General features: G+C 41.8%; 18 protein-coding genes. 5 read left to right on the top strand and 13 right to left on the bottom strand.

The window, feature by feature from the left end; genetic code table 11:
- Positions 1-42: 42 nt before the first annotated feature.
- The 10 genes from murG to mraZ are packed head-to-tail and all read right to left on the bottom strand — an operon-like array spanning position 43 to position 11,117.
- The gene (murG, locus tag AN390_RS01210; protein ID WP_055252742.1) at positions 43-1,119 is read right to left on the bottom strand and encodes an undecaprenyldiphospho-muramoylpentapeptide beta-N-acetylglucosaminyltransferase; all 1,077 of its coding nucleotides are present in this window, start codon (positions 1,117-1,119) and stop codon (positions 43-45) included.
- Positions 1,116-2,291: a cell division protein FtsW gene (gene ftsW / locus AN390_RS01205; RefSeq protein WP_004589415.1), complete on the bottom strand. Its 1,176-nt coding sequence runs from the start codon at positions 2,289-2,291 to the stop codon at positions 1,116-1,118. Before ftsW ends, murG begins: the two co-directional genes overlap by 4 nt.
- A complete protein-coding gene (gene murD, locus AN390_RS01200) occupies positions 2,288-3,622 on the bottom strand; it encodes a UDP-N-acetylmuramoyl-L-alanine--D-glutamate ligase (protein ID WP_055252741.1) in 1,335 nt (444 codons plus the stop codon). Before murD ends, ftsW begins: the two co-directional genes overlap by 4 nt.
- Complete coding sequence (mraY, locus tag AN390_RS01195) at positions 3,623-4,705, bottom strand: phospho-N-acetylmuramoyl-pentapeptide-transferase (protein ID WP_004589413.1); 1,083 nt, start codon at positions 4,703-4,705, stop codon at positions 3,623-3,625.
- Complete coding sequence (gene murF / locus AN390_RS01190; RefSeq protein WP_055252740.1) at positions 4,705-6,087, bottom strand: UDP-N-acetylmuramoyl-tripeptide--D-alanyl-D-alanine ligase; 1,383 nt, start codon at positions 6,085-6,087, stop codon at positions 4,705-4,707. The genes mraY and murF overlap by 1 nt, the downstream gene beginning before the upstream one ends.
- Positions 6,084-7,562: a UDP-N-acetylmuramoyl-L-alanyl-D-glutamate--2,6-diaminopimelate ligase gene (gene murE, locus AN390_RS01185; RefSeq protein ID WP_054982316.1), complete on the bottom strand. Its 1,479-nt coding sequence runs from the start codon at positions 7,560-7,562 to the stop codon at positions 6,084-6,086. Before murE ends, murF begins: the two co-directional genes overlap by 4 nt.
- Entirely contained in the window at positions 7,555-9,372 is a 1,818-nt protein-coding gene (locus tag AN390_RS01180) for a penicillin-binding transpeptidase domain-containing protein (protein ID WP_055252739.1), read from the bottom strand. The genes murE and AN390_RS01180 overlap by 8 nt, the downstream gene beginning before the upstream one ends.
- Positions 9,369-9,695 (bottom strand): cell division protein FtsL, encoded by a 327-nt coding sequence (gene ftsL, locus AN390_RS01175; RefSeq protein WP_024033306.1) that lies wholly within the window; start codon positions 9,693-9,695, stop codon positions 9,369-9,371. The genes AN390_RS01180 and ftsL overlap by 4 nt, the downstream gene beginning before the upstream one ends.
- Positions 9,692-10,630 carry a 16S rRNA (cytosine(1402)-N(4))-methyltransferase RsmH gene (gene rsmH, locus AN390_RS01170; protein ID WP_055252738.1) on the bottom strand — a complete coding sequence of 313 codons (939 nt, stop codon included), beginning with the start codon at positions 10,628-10,630 and terminating at the stop codon, positions 9,692-9,694. Before rsmH ends, ftsL begins: the two co-directional genes overlap by 4 nt.
- Before the next feature lie 28 nt (positions 10,631-10,658).
- Entirely contained in the window at positions 10,659-11,117 is a 459-nt protein-coding gene (gene mraZ / locus AN390_RS01165; RefSeq protein WP_004589407.1) for a division/cell wall cluster transcriptional repressor MraZ, read from the bottom strand.
- 769 nt (positions 11,118-11,886) lie between these two features.
- Between mraZ and AN390_RS01160 the strand changes: the two genes are divergently transcribed.
- Genes AN390_RS01160 through AN390_RS01150 form a run of 3 tightly spaced genes read left to right on the top strand, consistent with a single transcriptional unit; the run spans position 11,887 to position 12,931 of the window.
- The gene (locus tag AN390_RS01160) at positions 11,887-12,225 is read left to right on the top strand and encodes a hypothetical protein (protein ID WP_004589131.1); all 339 of its coding nucleotides are present in this window, start codon (positions 11,887-11,889) and stop codon (positions 12,223-12,225) included.
- Between the two features lie 6 nt (positions 12,226-12,231).
- Positions 12,232-12,678 carry a hypothetical protein gene (locus AN390_RS01155; protein ID WP_055252737.1) on the top strand — a complete coding sequence of 149 codons (447 nt, stop codon included), beginning with the start codon at positions 12,232-12,234 and terminating at the stop codon, positions 12,676-12,678.
- A gap of 10 nt (positions 12,679-12,688) precedes the next feature.
- Positions 12,689-12,931 (top strand): hypothetical protein, encoded by a 243-nt coding sequence (locus AN390_RS01150; RefSeq protein WP_004589129.1) that lies wholly within the window; start codon positions 12,689-12,691, stop codon positions 12,929-12,931.
- Between the two features lie 70 nt (positions 12,932-13,001).
- Here the strand turns inward: AN390_RS01150 and AN390_RS01145 are convergent, their stop codons facing one another.
- Together AN390_RS01145 and AN390_RS01140 are read right to left on the bottom strand one after the other, a co-directional pair.
- Positions 13,002-13,982, bottom strand: a complete 981-nt coding sequence (locus tag AN390_RS01145) for a glutathione S-transferase family protein (protein ID WP_055252736.1) — start codon at positions 13,980-13,982, stop codon at positions 13,002-13,004.
- Positions 13,983-14,003: 21 nt separating this feature from the next.
- Positions 14,004-14,846 carry a pirin family protein gene (locus tag AN390_RS01140; protein WP_054982314.1) on the bottom strand — a complete coding sequence of 281 codons (843 nt, stop codon included), beginning with the start codon at positions 14,844-14,846 and terminating at the stop codon, positions 14,004-14,006.
- 345 nt (positions 14,847-15,191) lie between these two features.
- On the opposite strand from AN390_RS01140, the gene AN390_RS01135 reads away from it, so the two are divergent.
- Together AN390_RS01135 and AN390_RS01130 are read left to right on the top strand one after the other, a co-directional pair.
- A complete protein-coding gene (locus AN390_RS01135) occupies positions 15,192-18,212 on the top strand; it encodes an EAL domain-containing protein (protein ID WP_095206711.1) in 3,021 nt (1,006 codons plus the stop codon).
- A gap of 73 nt (positions 18,213-18,285) precedes the next feature.
- Positions 18,286-19,176 (top strand): LysR family transcriptional regulator, encoded by an 891-nt coding sequence (locus AN390_RS01130; RefSeq protein ID WP_055252734.1) that lies wholly within the window; start codon positions 18,286-18,288, stop codon positions 19,174-19,176.
- Here the strand turns inward: AN390_RS01130 and AN390_RS01125 are convergent.
- The gene (locus tag AN390_RS01125) at positions 19,173-20,135 is read right to left on the bottom strand and encodes a YihY/virulence factor BrkB family protein (RefSeq protein WP_004589124.1); all 963 of its coding nucleotides are present in this window, start codon (positions 20,133-20,135) and stop codon (positions 19,173-19,175) included. The genes AN390_RS01130 and AN390_RS01125 overlap by 4 nt on opposite strands.
- Positions 20,136-20,210: the final 75 nt, after the last annotated feature.

The following is a 20,210-nucleotide window of genomic DNA, read 5'->3' as shown; positions in this document are numbered from 1 at the left end:
AGCAGGTCGAGTTTGTTGTTCTTGTATTGACTTATCTTTCACTTATTTTCTCTTATTTGTTACTTGCTCACAGTGCGAGGCAACGCTTGCTGTGGCATCTAAAATGGCTTGCTGCTTAGCATTGCTGGCCATTTGTTTAATTAATATAGGCTTTGCCAAATACGGGTTTAATAGCTCAACTATTGAATCTTTATTAAACTGCGGCTGAGGCATTAAAAGCGCGCCATTTGCGGTTACTAAATACTTTGCGTTGGCGGTTTGATGATCGTCTACCGCATGTGGAAACGGCACAAACACAGCCATTTTACCCGCGGCGGCAATTTCACTAACAGTCAGTGCACCAGCACGGCAAATCACAATATCGGCCCACGCATAGGCGGCGTCCATATCATCTATAAATTCAGCAACTTTTAGGTCTTCATCTGTAATGTTGTTTTTCGCATACGCGCTTTTCACACCCTCAATATGGCCTTTACCTGTTTGGTGCCACACTTTAATTGGCGCTGTTTTAGCAAGTAAATTAAACGCCCCTGGCAGTGTTTGGTTAAGCACTTGTGCGCCTAACGAGCCACCTACCACTAAAATATTAATAGGGCTTGAAACATCACGTTTAGCTACATTAGCAACGCTTGCACGTACTGGGTTACCGACTAATTCGGCTTGCCCTGGTGCAAAGGCGCTTGGAAACGCAGCAAGTACTCTGTTAGCAAATTTTGCCAACCACTTGTTGCTCATTCCTGCTACTGCATTTTGCTCATGAATCACCAGTGGAATGCCTAAACTTTTAGCGGCAATGCCGGTTGGCCCGGTTACATAGCCGCCCATAGCAAGCACTACATCAGGTTGCTGAGATTTCAATACCTTACGCGCCTGTAATATTGCATTAAGTACCATGAATGGGGCTTTAATAAGACGCTTTAAGCCATTACCGCGTACGCCCTTTACATTTATAAAATCAATCTCAATGTTATGCTTTGGTACAACATCTGCTTCCATTCTGTCTGGCGTGCCTATCCAGCTTACTTGCCAGCCTTGCTCTTTTAAATAATCGGCTACAGCAATACCTGGGAATATATGTCCGCCTGTACCACCGGCCACAACTACTAATTTTTTACTCATCGCTTACCTCCGCGTGAGGTGGCTTGTTTGGTTGCCATTTTAGTTTCAAAATCAACACGCAATAAAATACCGGTGGCAATCGTCATTATTAATAAACTTGAACCACCATACGAAATAAACGGCAAGGTTAACCCTTTAGTCGGTAATAACCCTGCACTGGCGCCTACATTAACCATGGTTTGAAACGCAAACCAAATGCCAATAGCAAACGCAAAATAGCCTTCGTATTCTTTGCCACATTTTAAAGCTTGTTGGCCTATTAAAAGCGCCCTAAATACAAACACAGCCAACACACATAAAATACTTGCTACACCTACAAGGCCTAGCTCTTCACCTATAACGGCAAAAATAAAATCGTTATGCGCCTCGGGTAAATACTGTAACTTTTGCACGCTGTTACCTAACCCTTGGCCAAACCAGCCGCCTTGGCTGTAGGCCATAAGCGACTGCACTAACTGATACCCTTTACCAAATGGGTCTTCCCAAGGGTCTAAAAAGCCCACCACTCGCGCCATTCTGTATGGCTCTACAATAATCAGTAATACAACAAGCCCTACGCCCGTTAAAATAAGTACAAAAAACTGCCATAACTTTGCGCCGGCCAAAAATAATAGCCCCACAGTTGTTACAAACATAACCACCACGGTTCCTAAATCGGGCTGCAGTAAAATAAGTAAGGCATATACCGCAAATACAGCGATAGGCTTAGCAAAGCCTTTAATATTTTCTTGTACTTCTTCGCGCTTTCTTACCAAGTAGCCGGCTATATAACTGAAAAAGTATAATTTAGCGGCCTCGGCTACCTGAAAACCAACAGGTCCAATGGGTATCCAACGCTTAGCGCCGTTGACTTCGCGGCCTATTATTAACACGGCAATAAGTAGCACCATACCAAGCAGCAACAAATACGGGTTTGAGCGTTTCCACCAATCCATAGGCACGCTGGCGGCAATCCAAAATAAAACAAATGCCATCGCTAAAAACATGCTGTGGCGAATGGTAATATGGTATGAGTTATCAAACAGCCTTTCGGCTGTGGGCATTGAGGCGCTGGTCACCATTATAAAACCCACCCCTATAAGCATTAACATGCAATAAAGCAGTGGCACATCGTAAAGCTGTGCTGAGGGTTTTGGGGTGAGTGTTTCTTTTAAATCGGCAAAGGCAATCATAATTGCCCTTCCATTACACATTGCACAAAGTCATCACCGCGTTGCATGTAGTTGTTATACATATCAATGCTGGCACAGGCAGGGGCAAGTAGTACAATGTCACCGCGCTTGCTAAGTACTTTAGCGAGCGATACCGCCTCTTGCATTGTGTTTACTAAGTGCGATTTACTCGTTAAAGCAGCAAGCTCTGCTGCATCTTTACCAAAGCATACAAGCGCTTTTACATGACTTTTTATATATGGCTTTAACGCACTTAAATCAGCGCCTTTAGCATCACCACCGGCTATAACAATCAGGTTTTCGTGATCTGAGGCCAAACTATCTATTGCCGCTATAGTGGCGCCAACATTGGTGGCTTTAGAGTCGTTAAAGTATTGAACACCATGTTGCTCATCAACAAACTGGCAACGGTGCGCTAAACCATTGAATTGAGAAAGCGCCGCTGCGTACTGTTCTTTACTAATATCAAACGGGCTTAATAACGCCATAACCGCAAGTGTATTTAAGTAATTGTGCTTACCAACGACCGCAAGCGTGCTAACAGGTAAGTACGCCTCGCCTTTTACTATAAAGTGCAGCTCATTATTGCGCTCAGCTAAGTGGTAATCACCTTGGTCGGTGCCAAAGCTCATTTGCGGCGCTAAAGCGCGACTAATAGGCTTAGTTTGAATATCATCTGCGTTGGTTACTAAAAGCTCAGCATTGTTATAAATACTTAATTTAGAGTCGATATAGGCTTGGTAGCTGTCGTAACGATCTAAATGATCTTCAGATATATTTAATACCGCTGCGCTTATTGGTTTTAAGCTTGAGCAGGTATCCAGCTGAAAACTCGAAAGCTCAAGCACATACACATCAAAATCATCACTTAGTAAATCCAATACCGCAGTGCCAATATTGCCACCTAATGCCACCTTATAACCTGCTGCTTTTAATACCTCGTAGGCTAAGGTAACAACGGTTGATTTACCATTAGATCCTGTAACAGCAACAACCGGTTTTGTATTTATACGAGCAAACAGCTCTACATCACCAATTACTTCAATGCCTGACTCTATTGCTTGAGCAATTGCGGGAATTTTTAAGCTAAGCCCGGGGCTTATGATGATCATGTCGGTTTTACAAAGCGCGGCGCTAGCTAAATCACCAAAATGCGTATTAAGCTCAGGAGCATGCTCGCTTAGCCAATCCATACCTGGTGGCGCAACACGGCTATCAACGACCTTGGGTGCAAAACCATGAGATAATAAAAAACGCACAATGCCCAGACCGGTTACACCGAGTCCGAGCACTGTTATATGTTTGTTTTTTATCTCGTTTAAATACTGCATTTATCGAATCTTTAATGTCGCAAGGCCAGCAAGTACTAGCACAATTGAAATTATCCAAAAGCGCACAATAACACGTGGCTCTGGCCAACCTTTTAGCTCGTAATGATGATGAATCGGCGCCATTCTAAAAATGCGCTGTCCGCGTAATTTGTATGAGCCCACTTGTAAAATTACCGATAAAGCTTCCATCACAAACACGCCACCCATAATAATAAGCAGTAGCTCTTGGCGTACTAAAATAGCAATAATGCCCAGCGCGCCGCCAAGTGCCAGCGACCCTACATCACCCATAAACACTTGTGCTGGGTATGTGTTAAACCATAAAAAGCCTAACCCAGCGCCAACAATAGCGGTACACACAACCACCAGCTCACTAGCAAGCGGTAAATGCGGGATATGTAAGTAAGCCGAAAAGTTAATATTACCGGTTAAATAAGCAATTATCGCCAGTGCAGCAGCCACTAAAATAGTAGGCACTATCGCCAGGCCATCTAAGCCATCAGTCAGATTTACCGCGTTTGAAGTGCCTACTAATGCAAAGTAAGTAATTACAATGTAAAACAAGCCTAGTTGTGGCAATACATCTTTAAAAAATGGCACAACAAGTGAGGTTTCTGACGCTTGTGTACTCGTTGCATACAGTGCAGTTGCCACCACTAGAGCAATAACCGATTGCCAAAAATACTTCCATTTAGCAATTAGCCCTTTAGGGTCTTTACGTATTACTTTGCGGTAGTCATCTATAAAGCCCACTAAACCTAATGAGCCAATTACAAATAAGGTTGCCCATACGTATTTGTTTGATAAATCAGCCCATAATAAGGTGCTGGTAAATATGGCGCCTAAAATAAGTAAGCCTCCCATAGTAGGAGTACCTTTTTTAGATAAGTGAGATTCTGGGCCATCATCTCGCACTACTTGGCCAATTTGCATTTTTTGTAACGAACGAATGAGCTTAGGGCCAAAATAAAGCGACATCATTAACGCTGTTAATATGCCTAAAATGGCACGTAGGGTTAAATACGAAAAAACATTAAAGCCACTGTAATATTGGGTTAAATACTCTGCCAGCCAAACTAACATTATGATACTCCATTGATGGCTTGTTGCTGGCCATTTACTAAATCGGTTACTAATAATTCCATGCGAGAACTGCGCGATCCTTTCACCACAAGCGTGGTTTTGTTGTTTGTGTTATTAAGACTGGTTTGAATTTGCTTGAGCATCTCTTCGCGGTTAGAAAAATGACGGTTTGGCTTATCAAATACATCGCTTGCGTATTTACTTAACACACCCAGCGTATACAGCTCATCAATGCCTTGTTGTTTGGCGTATTCGCCTACTTCTTGATGATAAGTTCTGGCTTGCTCACCAAGCTCTCCCATATCGCCCAGAGCTAAAATACGGTGCCCTTGAATATCACTTAATAAATCAATTGCTGCTTTTACCGACTTAACATTTGCATTGTAGGTATCATCAATAACGGTCAGTGAATCAGTTACTTTTATTAAATTTACCCGCCCCTTAACATCGCCCATGGTGGCAAGTGCGGTGGCTATCTCTTCAAGTGATACATCAAACTCGCTGGTTAAAGCCGCGGCAATAAGGGCATTGCTCACGTTGTGCTTACCAGGAAGAGCAAGCGTTACAGGTACTTTTTGCTCTTGTGTACACAATAAAAAGCTCGCGCGAGCGTTTTCATCTAGGCTGATATTTTCAGCCCAAATATCAAGTTTTTCAGTACTTGAAAAACACTTAACAGTGCGCCCTTTTAATTTATCAAGCCAGTATTGGCTAAATTCGCTATCGCAGTTAACAATGGCAACGCCATCGTCTTTTAGGCCATCAAAAATCTCACCTTTTGCCTTAGCAACCCCCATTAGGCTACCAAAGCCTTCTAAATGCGCAGCGGCCACATTACACACCACAGCTACATCGGGTTTTGCCATGGCGGTAGTGTAAGCAATTTCGCCTAAATGATTAGCGCCAAGCTCTATAACAGCAAAACGGTGCTGCGGCTCTAAACGTAATAGCGTAAGCGGTACGCCAATATCGTTATTAAAATTACCTTTTGTAGCAAGCACATCTCCGTGCACCGATAAAATAGCGGCGCACATTTCTTTTACCGTTGTTTTACCCACGCTGCCCGTAATAGCAATGGTTTTAGGGTTAACCTGCGCCATAACTGCCGCACCTATATTGCCTAATGCAATACGGGTATCGCTAACAACAAACTGCACAATATCTACATCTACTTTATGCTGAACAATAACGCCAATAGCGCCTTTTTGTTTAGCGTCAGCAATAAATTTATGGCCATCAAAATTAGGCCCTTTTAAAGCTAAAAACACCTCACCGTCGCAAATACTGCGGGTATCGGTATTAATATTTACTACATTGAGATTATCACCTAGATAATCGGTTGCTAGCACATTTGCCAGCCAATCAAAGTCCATTGGGATCATTGAGTTATCCCTCTTACTGCTTTTTTTAGTTGTTCTTTTACATAACTGCGATCGCAAAAGTCGATACGTTGATCGCCAATAATTTGGTAATCCTCGTGGCCTTTGCCGGCAATTAAAATTACGTCATCCGCATTTGCATTTTCTATTGCATAGCGAATGGCTTTTGCTCTATCAGCCTCTAAATGGGCTTTTTCAGGCTGCGATAAACCCGCTGCCACATCTGCCAAAATAGCATCTGGGTTTTCTGAACGCGGATTGTCGCTGGTAACAATAACCTTATCTGCATTTTGCTCTGCCGCTTGCGCCATTAAGGCACGCTTACCTTTATCTCTGTCGCCGCCACAACCGAAAACACAACTAACCCCACCAGGCACATGCTTTTGCAATGCTTGTAAAGCCAGAGCAAGCGCATCAGGCGTATGGGCGTAATCAACAACGCACGTAGGTAAATTAACTTCGCTAAACGCTTGCATACGCCCAGCAACGGGGTGCAAATGCGCGCATCCGGCGGCTAACTGCTCAAGCGGATAACCTAGCCCCAACAATGTTGCCAGTGCCGCAGTTAAATTATATAAGTTAAACTCACCAAATAGAGGCGATGTTACGCTAATATCACCCCAACTGGTGCTCAATTGCGCCGAAATACCATTTTTAGAATACTCAACATCAGAAAAATACACATACTGTGCATTTTTCGGCGCTAAATTTTTACGACCATAACAAATAAGGTTATTAAAACTGTATTTTTCAAGCCATTGCTCTGCTTGCCCATCGTCTTGATTAAGCACCACTAGCTGTGGGTCAAAATCGCGAAACAGCATAAGCTTAGCGTCGCCATAACTTGCCATATCGCCGTGATAGTCAAGGTGATCGCGCGATAAATTAGTAAATACCGCCGCTTTAAATTGGCATTGAGCCACACGTTGTTGCACTAACCCGTGCGATGAAACCTCCATCGCCACAAGCTTTTTATGCTGCTGTTTTAAGTCATGCAATATGTGCTGCAAGTCAACAGCCGAAGGCGTGGTATTAATAAGTGGCGTAAGTGTATCGGGATGGCCATAACCTAATGTGCCTATAATGGCCGAAGGGGTACTACAAAACTGCGCTAAATGCGCCATCATGGCCGTTGTTGTAGATTTGCCATTAGTGCCCGTTACACCAATTAAATCGAGAGATTGGCTTGGGTTTTCATAAAATTGACTCGCCAGTTCTGGGAGTTTTTTATCAAGCTCAGTTACTAAATACAGTGGCTCAAAAGTGACATCAAATTCACACAGTCTATCGGCAATAATGGCTGTAGCGCCGTTTTCAATTGCTTTGGCAATAAACTGTCCGCCATCAAGCGCATGGCCTTTTATGGCCACAAATACATCGCCAGGGGTTACATCACGGCTATCAAGGCGTAAATCTTTAACTAGCTGCGAAGGTGCATCTATGTCGATGTATTTTAAAATAGCCTTTAAATCACGCATCGTTATCTTTACCTTTTACGTAAGCCACTTCTTCCTTATCAGGGGCTACGTTTAATATTCTTAATGCGTTAGAGACGATTTCTGCAAATGCAGGGCCTGCGGTGGCACCTCCATAGTACACATCGCCACCGGGCTCATTTATCATCACTACCACAGCCAAGCGTGGATTACTTGCCGGTGCTACACCTGCAAAATAACCTACGTATTCATCACCGTAACCACCAGCAACCGCCTTTTTAGAAGTACCGGTTTTGCCTGCCGCGCGGTAGCCATCTACTTTTATGTTTCGGGCTGTACCGTCTTTTTCAAACACGCTTTCCATCATGTGAACAACGGCTTCTACGTCTTTTTGTTTAAAAATACGCTCGCCTTCTGGCACACCGTCTTGCTTTAAAATCGTTAACGGACGATTAATCCCACCGGCGCCTAACATGGTGTAAAAACGGGCCATTTGCGCCGTACTTACCGAAATAGCATAACCAAACGATAACGTAGCAATTTCAAAGTCAGACCAGCGGCGGTTTGGATAAAATAAACCACTACTTTCGCCGACCATGCCTGTGCCGGTATCGCTACCAAAGCCCACTTTTTGATATAAGCCAACTAAGTAATCTTTAGGTACTTGCTGCGTTACCTTCGCCACGCCCATGTTTGATGAATACTTTAAAATTTCGCGAAGCGTCATTTCACCGTGGTTACGGGTATCTTTTACTAAACTGCCGCCTAAACGCATCCAACCTGGGTAGGTATCAATGGTGTCGTCGGCTTTAATTGCGCCGTAGTCTAGCCCAGCTAAAATGGCTAGTGGCTTAACGGTTGAGCCTGGTTCAAACAAATCGGTAATTGCGCGGTTACGGCGTTTATGTGGTTGTGCATCGTTCAAATTATTTGGATTAAATGATGGGCTATTTACCATGGCCAAAACTTCACCGGTTTTAACATCAACCACCATGGCCGACCCCGATGTCGCTTTATACGTAAGTACAGCGGATTTTACTGCTTTATAAGCAATTGCTTGAATACGTTGATCAATACTCAGCTGAATATTTTCAGGCTCTACACGCTCACGCTCATCTAATACTTCAACTTCGCGGCCTTGAGCATCTTTACGAATAGTGCGGCGGCCTTCTTCGCCTGTTAAGGCATTTTCGTAGAGTTTTTCAATGCCTTCTATGCCTTTTCCATCAATGTTAGTAAAACCAATAATGTGGGCCGTTACCTCTCCCGCGGGGTAATAACGTTTAGACTCATCTAACAAATGAATACCAGGTAAGCGTAATTGGCTAATGTAGTTGGCAACAGCCGGTGTAACTTGGCGCTTTAAATACACAAAACGACGGGTGGGATCATTTAACAAACGCGAATTTATTTTTTTAGGATCGATACGTAATACATCTGCCAGCTCACGCCAACGCAGATCATTTTCATAATAAACAGAGGTACGCTTATCAAGCTCAGCGGCATTTTCTGCAAGCGTTTTATAATCTTCACCGTTTTTACGTGCTTGTTTTATAACTTTAGCAACAAGTGACTTATGCAATGCTTTAGGATCGGCATACACACTGACTACCGGCACACTTACAGCAAGCTCTTTGCCTTGACGATCGAAGATCATACCGCGTTGTACATGTAGTTTTTCTACACGCACGGTGCGTTTATCGCTTTCTGAACGGGCTTTATCTGGCTCAATAACTTGTAAATAGGCAGCACGCGACACCAGTGTTACAAACACTAAAAACACCACAGTGCACACCAACATAAAGCGCCATGTGATTAAGTTATTGACCTGTTTTTTGCCGCGATTTCTCATTGTATTATTATTACCTGTTCATCCTGACTGGTAGGGCGCTTCATTTGAAGCTGCGTGGTAGCAACTTCTTCAATGCGCGCATGCTGCGAATAGAACTCTTCTTCTACAAGTAAATAACGCCATTCAAGGTCGAGCTCATCTCGCTCTTGTAGCAGCGTATCTTGCTTAATTAGCTGCGCGCGAGCCGAGTGCGTAACCTGCACTACTGCAAAGCTTGAAGCGAATATCACAACCAACAAGGCCGAGGTTAGCTTGTTAGCTCCTAGGCCTTTTAATATTTCTAAAAATAAATTGGGTTGGCGATGATTCGCTTTAGTGTTCATCCAAGCCTCTGTGCAATCCTAAGTACTGAGCTGCGAGAACGTGGATTACGCTCTATTTCTTCAGCACTTGGTTTAATAGCTTTACCCACTGCTTTTAACGTCAGGTTTTTATTTATTTGTGCGTCGGTTAAAGGCAGACCTCTGGGTATCGCTTCTCCCTTACTCTGTTTTCTAATAAATTGCTTCACTATTCTGTCTTCAAGTGAATGAAACGAAATAACCACTAAACGCCCACCTGGCTTTAATACTTTTACAGCGGCTTGCAGTGCGGTTTGAATTTCTTCCAGCTCACTGTTTATGTAAATTCTGATTGCCTGAAATGTACGTGTGGCTGGGTGTTTAAATTTATCTTTAACGGGCACCGCTTCATCGACTAAATCGGCAAGTTGCTTAGTTGTGGTAATTGGCATGTGCTCTCTTACCTCAAGTACTTTGTGGGCAATACGCTTACCAAATTTTTCTTCACCGTAGGTTTTAATTACATGGGTAATGTCTTCAAGCTCAGCTTCGGCTAGCCACTGCGCTGCACTGCGCCCACTTGTTGGGTCCATGCGCATATCAAGAGGGCCGTCTTTCATAAAGCTAAAGCCACGCTCTGCGTCATCAAGCTGGGGTGAGGACACGCCAATATCTAATAAAATGCCATCAACTTTACCTAACAGATCGTTTTGCTCTGCAACATCGTATAAGTTAGAAAAGCGGGTGTGAGCTATAGCAAAGCGTGCGTCATCGGCAAATTTTTCAGCCGACTTTATTGCTTGTGGGTCTTGATCAATGGCCTGTAAACGCCCTTGCTCACCAAGTCGAGCAAGTATTTGACCTGAGTGTCCGCCACGTCCAAAAGTACCATCCATGTATATGCCGTCTGGCTTAATTGCAAGAGCATCGATGGTTTCGTCCATTAATACGGATACGTGTTCAAATTGCGCAGTCATTAGCTTGTGTTTGCCTTTTTTAGTGCCGTTAGAGTGTGAAATTATCTAAATCTTGGTTTGCTTCAAAATCGCCGAGCCTTTCCAGCTCAGTGTCTTGGCGCATTTGTTCGTGCCAACGCGCTTCATCCCAAATTTCAAATTTATTCATTAAACCAACTAGCATGATCTTTTTGCCAAGTTCTGCGTGGCTACGCAATGAAGGCGCCAGCAAAATTCGACCATTTTTATCAAGTTGATACTCTGTGGCATTACCTAACAACATACGTTGCATTCGGCGAGCGCGTGGATTCATATTAGAGATTTTAGATAAGCGGCTTTCTATTTCTTGCCACTGTGCAAGAGGATACAACCATAAACACGGTTCGTTTAGCGCAATGGTACATATTACCGTTCCTTGATCTTCAGACAGCAAAGCGTCTCGGTACTTAGTCGGTACCGCAAAACGTCCTTTATCATCCAAGCTCAGTGAACTAGCGCCACGAAACATAAAAAGCCTACTTTTAAATTGTGTAATCGAGTTTCGATTAATTTGATCCAGTTAGATCCACTAAAAACCACTTTTTACCACAGTGCTCCAGTTTAGGGCTTGACAAGCCTTTTTGTCAAGTAAGCTGACCAGCTTTAACGTCTCGCTAAGCTAGAAAAAATAAGGCTTTACGCAAAGCGATTGAATTACGTGGGAAAAAGTGGAGGTAGTAGATAAAATTTTTTTTAAGCGATACTAATAACGTTTGGTTTACATAATTTGCTTACTGAATAATCAATGAATAATTACAAAAAAATGAATCTAGGGCCTGTTGACCTTTAAGGATTATAATTTGTTCAATCTAGGGGGTATTTAATCGCGGCGTGAGGTTTGTAACCTAGTGGGCTAAGTAAAAACCGAGTAACAAAGAGTAAATGCCCCCTAGGCAGAACCCTTCGGGCAGCGCCTGTTTGACATTTATACGTCGTTATCGCCTATTTATGGGGAATAACCACACTACATAGGCTCTACCTTGCCTAAATCCCAAACAGACTGCTGCAAATTAAATCTCGAAAGGTAAACAGGCCCTAGGTTTATAGCCATGTAAAATTTACTTAGCACAGCAGCAATACTTACTTCATGCTGCTTTTTATTTAATCTACCGCACCCTACCTTAAATATATAAAAACAATAAAATCAAGTGGTTAAATTATTTTTAATGGTTGGTTTAATCGTTGCATCTGCTATAGCACCAGTTAAATTTTTTTACTTTATTTATTAAGGATTGATTATGGCTACTGCAACAAATACAAAACCGAATACTGAAACAAACATGAAACCTGATCTTAAACAAAAAGAGAGTGAGGCACCGTTGACTGAAAAAGCAACGTCTGTAGCACACGATGCAGTAGATGCACTTTCAAGCAAGGCATCAGTTGCTGAGTCAAGCGTACGTAAAGGCGCTTCAAGCTCTGCAGAAGCACTAAGCGAAAAACAACTTATTGCTCGTGAAAAACTAACTGAGTGCAGCGCAAAAACGCGTGCTTTTGCCTCAGAAAATCCGCTAGCAACAGCGGGTATTGCTTTTGCGGCGGGTATGCTTGTAACGTCACTATTTCGTCGTAAGTAATAAATAATGAGTAGCTCACAAACAACAGCAACCACGGACGGTAATGCTCAAAATCAAACAACAGATGACCCTAGCCAAAAGGATGATTGGCAGGATCATATAGCAAAGATCATTGAATACTCTAACCAGCTCAAGGAGGATTATAAAACGCAAGGAAAGCTTACCCACCAACTTGCAAAAGCTGAGTGGAAGCTGTCGTTACGATCAATGGCGTTGATCACTATATTTTTAGGATGTTTTGCCAGTGGTTTGATTTTGTTGTGGGCCGGCTTACTAGGTGCAATTGGCTACGGTGTATATGATTTATTTGGCTCGGTTTGGCTTAGCTTTGCTACTGCTGCACTCGCGCAAATAATTTGTTTAATTTGGCTTTGGCGAAATACCGTATACCTAAGCAATAAAATTGGCTTTAGTAAAACGATTAAAAGTGTGAAGCAACTTTTAAATCTATAAGGAAATAACCATGCTCGTTAATTTTCTAATTAAAGAACCCAATGAGAACGTTGACACGTTAAATAAGCAAATGGATTTACAGCATGCATTAAAGCGCCAGCACCATGCAGCAATAAAGTACCGCTTTAAGCGCTTTGCAGCCACCAAGGTAGGATTGGCATCAGCCTTTTTAGCCGGAGCAACGGTTCAAGCTGGCAAAAGCGAAACGAGCTTTGTGCGAAAATACGGCTGGCTGGTAAAGTTATTTGCATAGCAGCAATTGCATTTATAAAAGCTTTTTTAAAAGTGCAATTGCCGCTTACTTTAATGCCTTCTAATACCTCTTAGCCCAACTCGTCTCTATTATGATTTTGGCTAAAGTTTAACGCCGGCCCTTTTGGTATAATTTGCGTTGGGTTGATCATCGTGTGGCTAAAATAGTAATGTCGCTTAATATGCTCAAGGTTAACCGTATTGGCTACTCCCTCTATTTGGTATAACTCACGTACATAGTTACTCAGCGCTGGGTAGCTTTCAATAGTGCGTAAATTACACTTAAAATGCCCTACATACACGCTATCGAACCGAATGAGTGTGGTAAATAAACGCCAATCCGCTTCAGTTAATGTGCTCCCCATCAGGTAACGATTTTTACTTAGTATGCCCTCTACTTTATCAAGTGCTTTAAATAACGCAGTAAATGCATCTTCGTATGCTGTTTGTGTGGTTGCAAAACCCGCCTTATATACCCCATTATTAATATTGGTATAAACAAGGTCGTTAATTTCGTCAATATCAGCTTGTAGTGATTGTGGGTAATAGTCATCCGTATTATTCGTAATTTCATTAAATGCGGTATTAAACATACGAATAATATCTGCAGATTCATTACTAACAATTTTATTTTGCTGCTTATCCCAAAGCACAGGCACAGTTACTCGCCCACTGTAATTTTCATCGTGCTTAGTATAAATTTGATGTAAGTATTCACTATTAAATAAATCATCGCCGCTACTGAGGTTATCTTTATCAAAGCTCCACCCCTTATCTAACATATCTGGGCTGACTACCGATACGCTAATAATATCGCTTAGGCCTTTTAGCTGTCTGAATATAAGTGTGCGATGCGCCCACGGGCACGCTAAGGCAACATATAAGTGATAGCGATTTGCTTGCGCTTTAAATCCGCCGTTTCCTGTAGGTCCAGGGCTGCCATCTTTTGTGATCCAATTACGAAGCTGCGCTGCTTCGCGTTTAAATTTACCATTATTCGAGTCGGTGTCGTACCATTTGTCATGCCATTGACCATCAACTAATAAACCCATAATAACCTCCTCAATTAACTATTAAATGTTGCCAAATTCGCCGTTTTGATAATCACGCACCGCTTGTTTAATTTCCTCTTGCGTGGTCATTACAAATGGGCCCATATGTGCAATAGGTTGCTCAAGTGGGTTACCCGCTAAAATAAGTATCCCCGCCCCCTTTTGTGAAGATATATCAATGTCACTGTTTTCACTTAATATAAGCAACTTGCCAGCATTAAATGTTTGCTCGTCACCTGTAATAAGCTCACCTGTATGAACATAAATCATCACTTTACGTTGTTTAAGCCCTGCTAACTGCATGCGTGTATTAACAGGGAGAGTAACATTGGCCAGTGCAGCATTGGCCGCTAAGCTTTGCAAACTCGACGTTAACGTACAATCTTCAAACTGCCAATTACCCGCAAGTGCGCTAAAGCTCACGCCGTGCTTGTTAGTGACTTCAGGCGCTGGATTTTGTGTAGTATCTTGATAACGTGGCGCACGCATTTTTTCGCCACTGGGCATATTGATCCAAATTTGAAAGCCATGCAGCCCCTCTTTTGCATCTGTCAGTGGCATTTCACTGTGCATTACGCCTCTACCTGTACTCATCCATTGTACATCACCAGATCGGATCGCTTTTTTGTTACCCATTTGATCTTGGTGTTCAAAGCCACCTTTAATAATGTACGTAAAGGTTTCAATGCCGCGATGAGGGTGCGGTGGAAAGCCACCAATATAGTCACTTTCATTGTTAGACTTTAGCTCATCAATCATTAAAAAAGGGTCGAGATATTTGCCATCAAAACCAGGTATTCGACTTATGTTTACACCATCACCATCTTGGGTGGCGTAAGCAGTTAACACTTTTGCTATGTTCATATTTAAAATACTGTAGTAGATTAATTAATGAGCTTATTAAAGCATTCATAAAACAATACGACTATGTCTTTAAATCGAGCAAAACATTCTATTTTTTAGAAAGTTGAGTGCTTATTTTGATAATTCGTTTATTTGGCATAATAAGCTTCATGATTAAAAACACAGACTTAAGCTGATTTCTAATAACTTTTTAGTGCAACCCTATATTTTGTATGGTTATTTTTGGCTTTTATGTCTACAATCACTTTTTAGGGACGCAGAGCTTAAGGAAAACTTATTTTTACTTCATCGCTTAAAAGTCAGCTGTATAGGCTACTCATCCTACTTAGCATTCCCGGCGCCGCTGTGACGGTATTTACGCTATGGTATGAGCGTGATGCTGCCATTGAAAAAAGTGAAGAAAGAATAGTAAATATAGCTAAGCAATTGACACAACATCAAAAAACAATGGTTGATGATGTTAAACGTATTACTATTTATTTAGCCGATAAAACAGCAAAAAATGAAACACTCCCCACAACCTGCCCTAATTACTTTTACGAAATAAAAGCCCTTTATAAGAATATTGCAAATATAGGTATTGTTGATAAAAATGGCGACCTACAGTGCGTGACAAATGGTCGTAGTAAAAATATTAATATTAGCGATCGTACTTATTTTCAAAATGCCATTAGTAATAAAAGTTTTTCGGTGGGGTATTTTCAATACGACCGAAGTATTCAAGCGCAAAGTGTCAATTTTGCCTACCCAATTATAGATAGTAATAACCAACTAAAAGGCACACTGGTTACCGTTATTGCATTGAATTGGTGGAATATCGCCTTAAGCGAAGCAAAATTACCTAACAATGCCAAGGCCGTTATTGCCGACTCTAACGGCTTAATACTGGCCAACTACCCTAATCAACCACGTAATTTAGGCCAAAAAATTACCGACATAGATTTACTTCACGATAAAAGCTCGTTAACCGTGTTTAAAAATGCAGAAGGCGAAAATCAGGTTTTTCATCGCTCAGTTATATACAAAGACGGCCATGATAATAATTTAGATATTTATATAGCCGTTTCGGTTGAAGATTTTATTAATAAAGTGAATGAAAGCTTTGCTAAAACCATTTTTGCGTTTTTATCGGCTATTGCCCTGTTGGTGTTGCTAGCTAGGCGCTTAATTAAACAAAGTATATTTAAGCCTATCGCTAATTTAACCAAAGCCACAGATGAACTGGCAAATGGCACTATGCCCAAACATATTAAAAAGCCTAACAGCCCAGAGCTGCGTGCGCTTTATGACCGTTTTGCTGTTATGGCACAAACCCGGTTATCTGCAGAGGCTAAATTAAAAAATAAGCACAACGAGTTAATGAGCTTATTAAATGCTTTACCCGATACCTACATACGTATAAATGCCCAAGGCAAAATCCTTTATATTGGCGGCTATATTAGCCCTGTGCTAAACGTTGAGACAGGCAAAGTTTTAAAATTAGTTGATGTACTCTCTGAGGCCAACGCAGAGTTACTGCTTTCTCATTTAGGTACTTTAGAGGGTTCACAAACCATTGAGTTTACATTGTTTAAAAAATCTAAAGAGCACTTTTTTGAGGCAAGAATCAATGCACTCACTAATAATGAATACATTATTGTTCTTAGAGATATAAGCCAAAAAAAGGTCAACGAAAAAGCACTTCATTTAGCGTCGCTTGTTTACAGTAATAGTAGTGAAGGGATGATGATTACAGACCCCGACGGCATTATTTATGACGTAAACCCTGCGTTTTGCGAAACAACCCAATACAGCAAAGAAGAAGCGATAGGTAAAACCAGTCGGATTTTAGCATCTGGCAAACACTCAAAAGCATTTTATGAAAAAATGTGGGCAGAGCTCAGAGAAACTGGCCGTTGGCAGGGTGAGATAATTAATCGTAAAAAAAATGGCGACACCTATACCGAATTTCTGATCATAGATACCGTTTACGATGATAAAAACATGCCTACTCGCCGGGTGGCCATTTTTACCGACCTAACAGAAAAAAAACAAGCCGATGAAACCATATGGCGAAAAACTCACTTCGACCACTTAACTGATTTACCAAATAGGCTAGAGCTTAAAGAGCGTTTAAATAAGCGTTTTGATGAAGTAACAGGCGACAAATGCGAACTTGTTGTGATGCTGCTCGATATTGATCACTTTAAAGATATTAACGACACGTTAGGCCATCATTATGGTGATAATCTACTTAAGTTAGTTTCTCAACGGATAATTCAAGCTGCAATAAACGCCAGTTTTGTCGCGCGTATTGGCGGTGATGAGTTTGTGATTGTATATGACCATGTTAAAAGCAGTCGCCATATAAACCAAATTGCCAGCAATATATTGCAAAGCCTTTCATCAAGTATACAACTTGAAGACGAGGAGCTATTTATTAGCGCTAGTATGGGCATTGCATGCGCACCTAGCGATGGCCAAAGTACAGAGCTGCTATTAAAAGCTGCCGACCAAGCCATGTATAAAGCTAAAAATAACGGCCGTAATGGGTTTGAGTTTTTTTCAAAAGATATGCGTATTCATGCGCAAGCGCGTATGCAGCTATTAAAAGATTTACGCACCGCCATAGAGCTTGAACAATTTGAGCTATTTTATCAGCCTATTGTGGCATTAAACGATTTGCACATTCATAAAGCCGAAGGGCTTATTCGCTGGCATCACCCTAAAAAGGGGTTAGTCTCGCCGGCGACGTTTATACCTCTTGCAGAGGAAACTAGGCAAATAAATGCGCTGGGTCAATTTGTATTTACACAAGCAATACACACCCTAAAAGAAATAAACACCACCATGGGGGAGCAATTTCAAATTAGTATAAATGTCTCTCCTGTGCAGTTATCAACAATCGATAGCGGAATTGACGATTGGTGTGAGATTTTAAAAGCAGCCAAGCTACCTGCCTCCTCTATTGTGGCCGAGATCACAGAAGGCCTTATGGTTAACCCAGAGCCACTAACTCAAAGTCGCTTAAAAACATTAGTCCAGTCAGGTGTGCAATTAGCGCTAGATGACTTTGGCACCGGCTATTCATCGCTCGCGTACCTGCAAGAAATGGATACCGATTACCTAAAAATAGATAAACGCTTTATTGATAATATTAAGGCAGGGAGCCAGGAGCTTGCTTTATGTGAAGCCATTATTGTAATGGCCCACCAGCTTGGCCTAAAAGTTATTGCCGAAGGAATTGAAACGCAGCAACAAATGCAGCTACTACTAAAAGCAGGATGCGACTACGGGCAAGGTTATTTGTTTTCAAGGCCAGTCCCTAAAAAAGAGTTTATGACGCTGCTGAGCAGCAAAAAAATGGTTATTGCCAATAATAAATAAGTAGTTACGCAATAAATAGAATGCCTACACGGTCAGGTAGTTTAATCAATAGTAAGTAGTAACAAGGTTTAAAATGGCAAAGGCAACACTCGAGCAATGGAGAATGTTTAAAGCTGTTGTAGAACATGGTGGATTTGCCGGTGCTAGCAGCGCGGTATTTAAAAGCCAATCAACCGTGCACCATGCAGTGCAAAAGTTAGAGTCGGCACTGCAAGTAAAATTGCTTGAAGTAAAAGGCCGTAAAGCGTATTTAACCGAAAACGGTAAGCTTATATTGCGCCGCGCTGAATTTTTAATAGATGAAGCCAGCAAAATAGAATCGGTTGCTAATACGTTAAGCGAAGGTATTGAAAGCACATTAAAAATAGCAGTAGATGAAGTGTTTCCGCAGCATTTATTGTACCAAGCGCTAAGCCATATTAATGAGCAATACCCACTGGTAAAAATAGAACTGATAGAAAGCGTACTTAACGGCGCAAACGAATTACTTACCAATGCAGTGGTCGACTTAGCAATTACCTCTATTGCGCTTTATGGCATTAATTGCCATAGTTTGTGCGATATAGAATTTATTGCCGTTGCGCACACTGATCACCCCTTACACCAGCGCACTGAACCACTGACCTACAGAGAGCTTAAATTACACAGGCAAATAGTTGTTCGCGATTCGGCCACCCACACTAGCCACGACGACGGCTGGCTTGGGGCTGATATGCGCTGGACAGTGAGTCACTTACGTAACTCTATTGATATGGTTAGCCAAAACTTTGGTTATGCATGGCTGCCTAGTGCACAAATTAAACCTTATCTTAAAAACAACACACTTAAGCACCTTAATTTAGAGCAAGGTACAACCCGCTCCTTAAAGCTTTATTTAATGTGCACCGACAATGACCGTTTAGGCCCCGTTGGCCAAGCATTTACTCAGCATCTCATAAGCTTGTGCAATAATGAGCCCGGCTAAGAGTTTGTCGGCTCATCTACATCAAGGTGATCAGCAACATAGGCGCCGCGTTTACCGCGTTCTTTAGCGGGGCCTTTGGTACTATCTTTTGCTGTTTGTTGTTCGGTTGCCGCATTTATTACCGCCCCAAGCGTAATAATATAGGCACTTATATAGAGCCACATTAGCATAATCACTACCCCGCCTAACGAACCATACGTTTCGTTGTAGCTTGCAAAGTGAGACACATAAAACGAAAAACCAATTGAGGCTAAAATCCATAATACAGTCGCAATACACGAGCCAAGTGTGATCCAGCGCCATTTAGCGGGTTTTCGGTGTGGTGCATAGCGATACAAAAGCACCAATGCAAAATTAAACATAAAGGCGAGTAATGGCCACGATATTAACTTTATTAGTAAGTCTATACTTTCTTTTAAGCCCACTAAATTAAGTACTATGGGTAAAATACCTATAATTAGCAAAGCAAAAATAGCCACTAAAATAGCCCCTACCGAAAATAAAAAACGTACTAACTGAGCATGAAAAAATGAGCGTTTTTCGTATTCATGATAACTAATATTACAGGCAGTAATAAGCGCTTGGCTGCCTTTAGAGCTACTCCAAATAGTAAGAATAAGTGTACCAATTGCACTTAAGCTTAAACTGGCGTTAGAGGTTTGAGCCAAGCTCGAGACCTGAGATAAAATTAAATCGCTCGTGCTTTGCGGTAATAAGGTAACTATTTTACTTAAGTGTTCACTAATATCGGTGGGCGATGAAAAGTACGCATACACAGAAACCATTGCCGCAATAGCAGGAAAAATAGCAAGTAAGGCATAAAACGCAACGCCCGCTGCAACCAGCGATAAGTTATCTTGGCTCATTTGCTTAAAAATACGTTTGGCTATGTCCCACCAACCAATAACCGGAATGTGCACTGGCTGCTCGGCATGTTGTCCCCGTTTAGGTTTGCTCATTGTTTGCTCCTTTTTAGCCTATTATCGAGCAAAAAGTTTGCCAAGCTGTGCTTGTGGCATTGGTATTAAACTTGC

Origin of the sequence: Pseudoalteromonas sp. P1-11, assembly GCF_001399995.1 — a bacterium.
In the GTDB taxonomy this organism is placed as follows: Bacteria; Pseudomonadota; Gammaproteobacteria; order Enterobacterales; family Alteromonadaceae; genus Pseudoalteromonas; species Pseudoalteromonas atlantica.
Note: the sequence above shows the minus strand (reverse complement) of the source record. Positions and strands in the feature narration are given on the sequence as shown.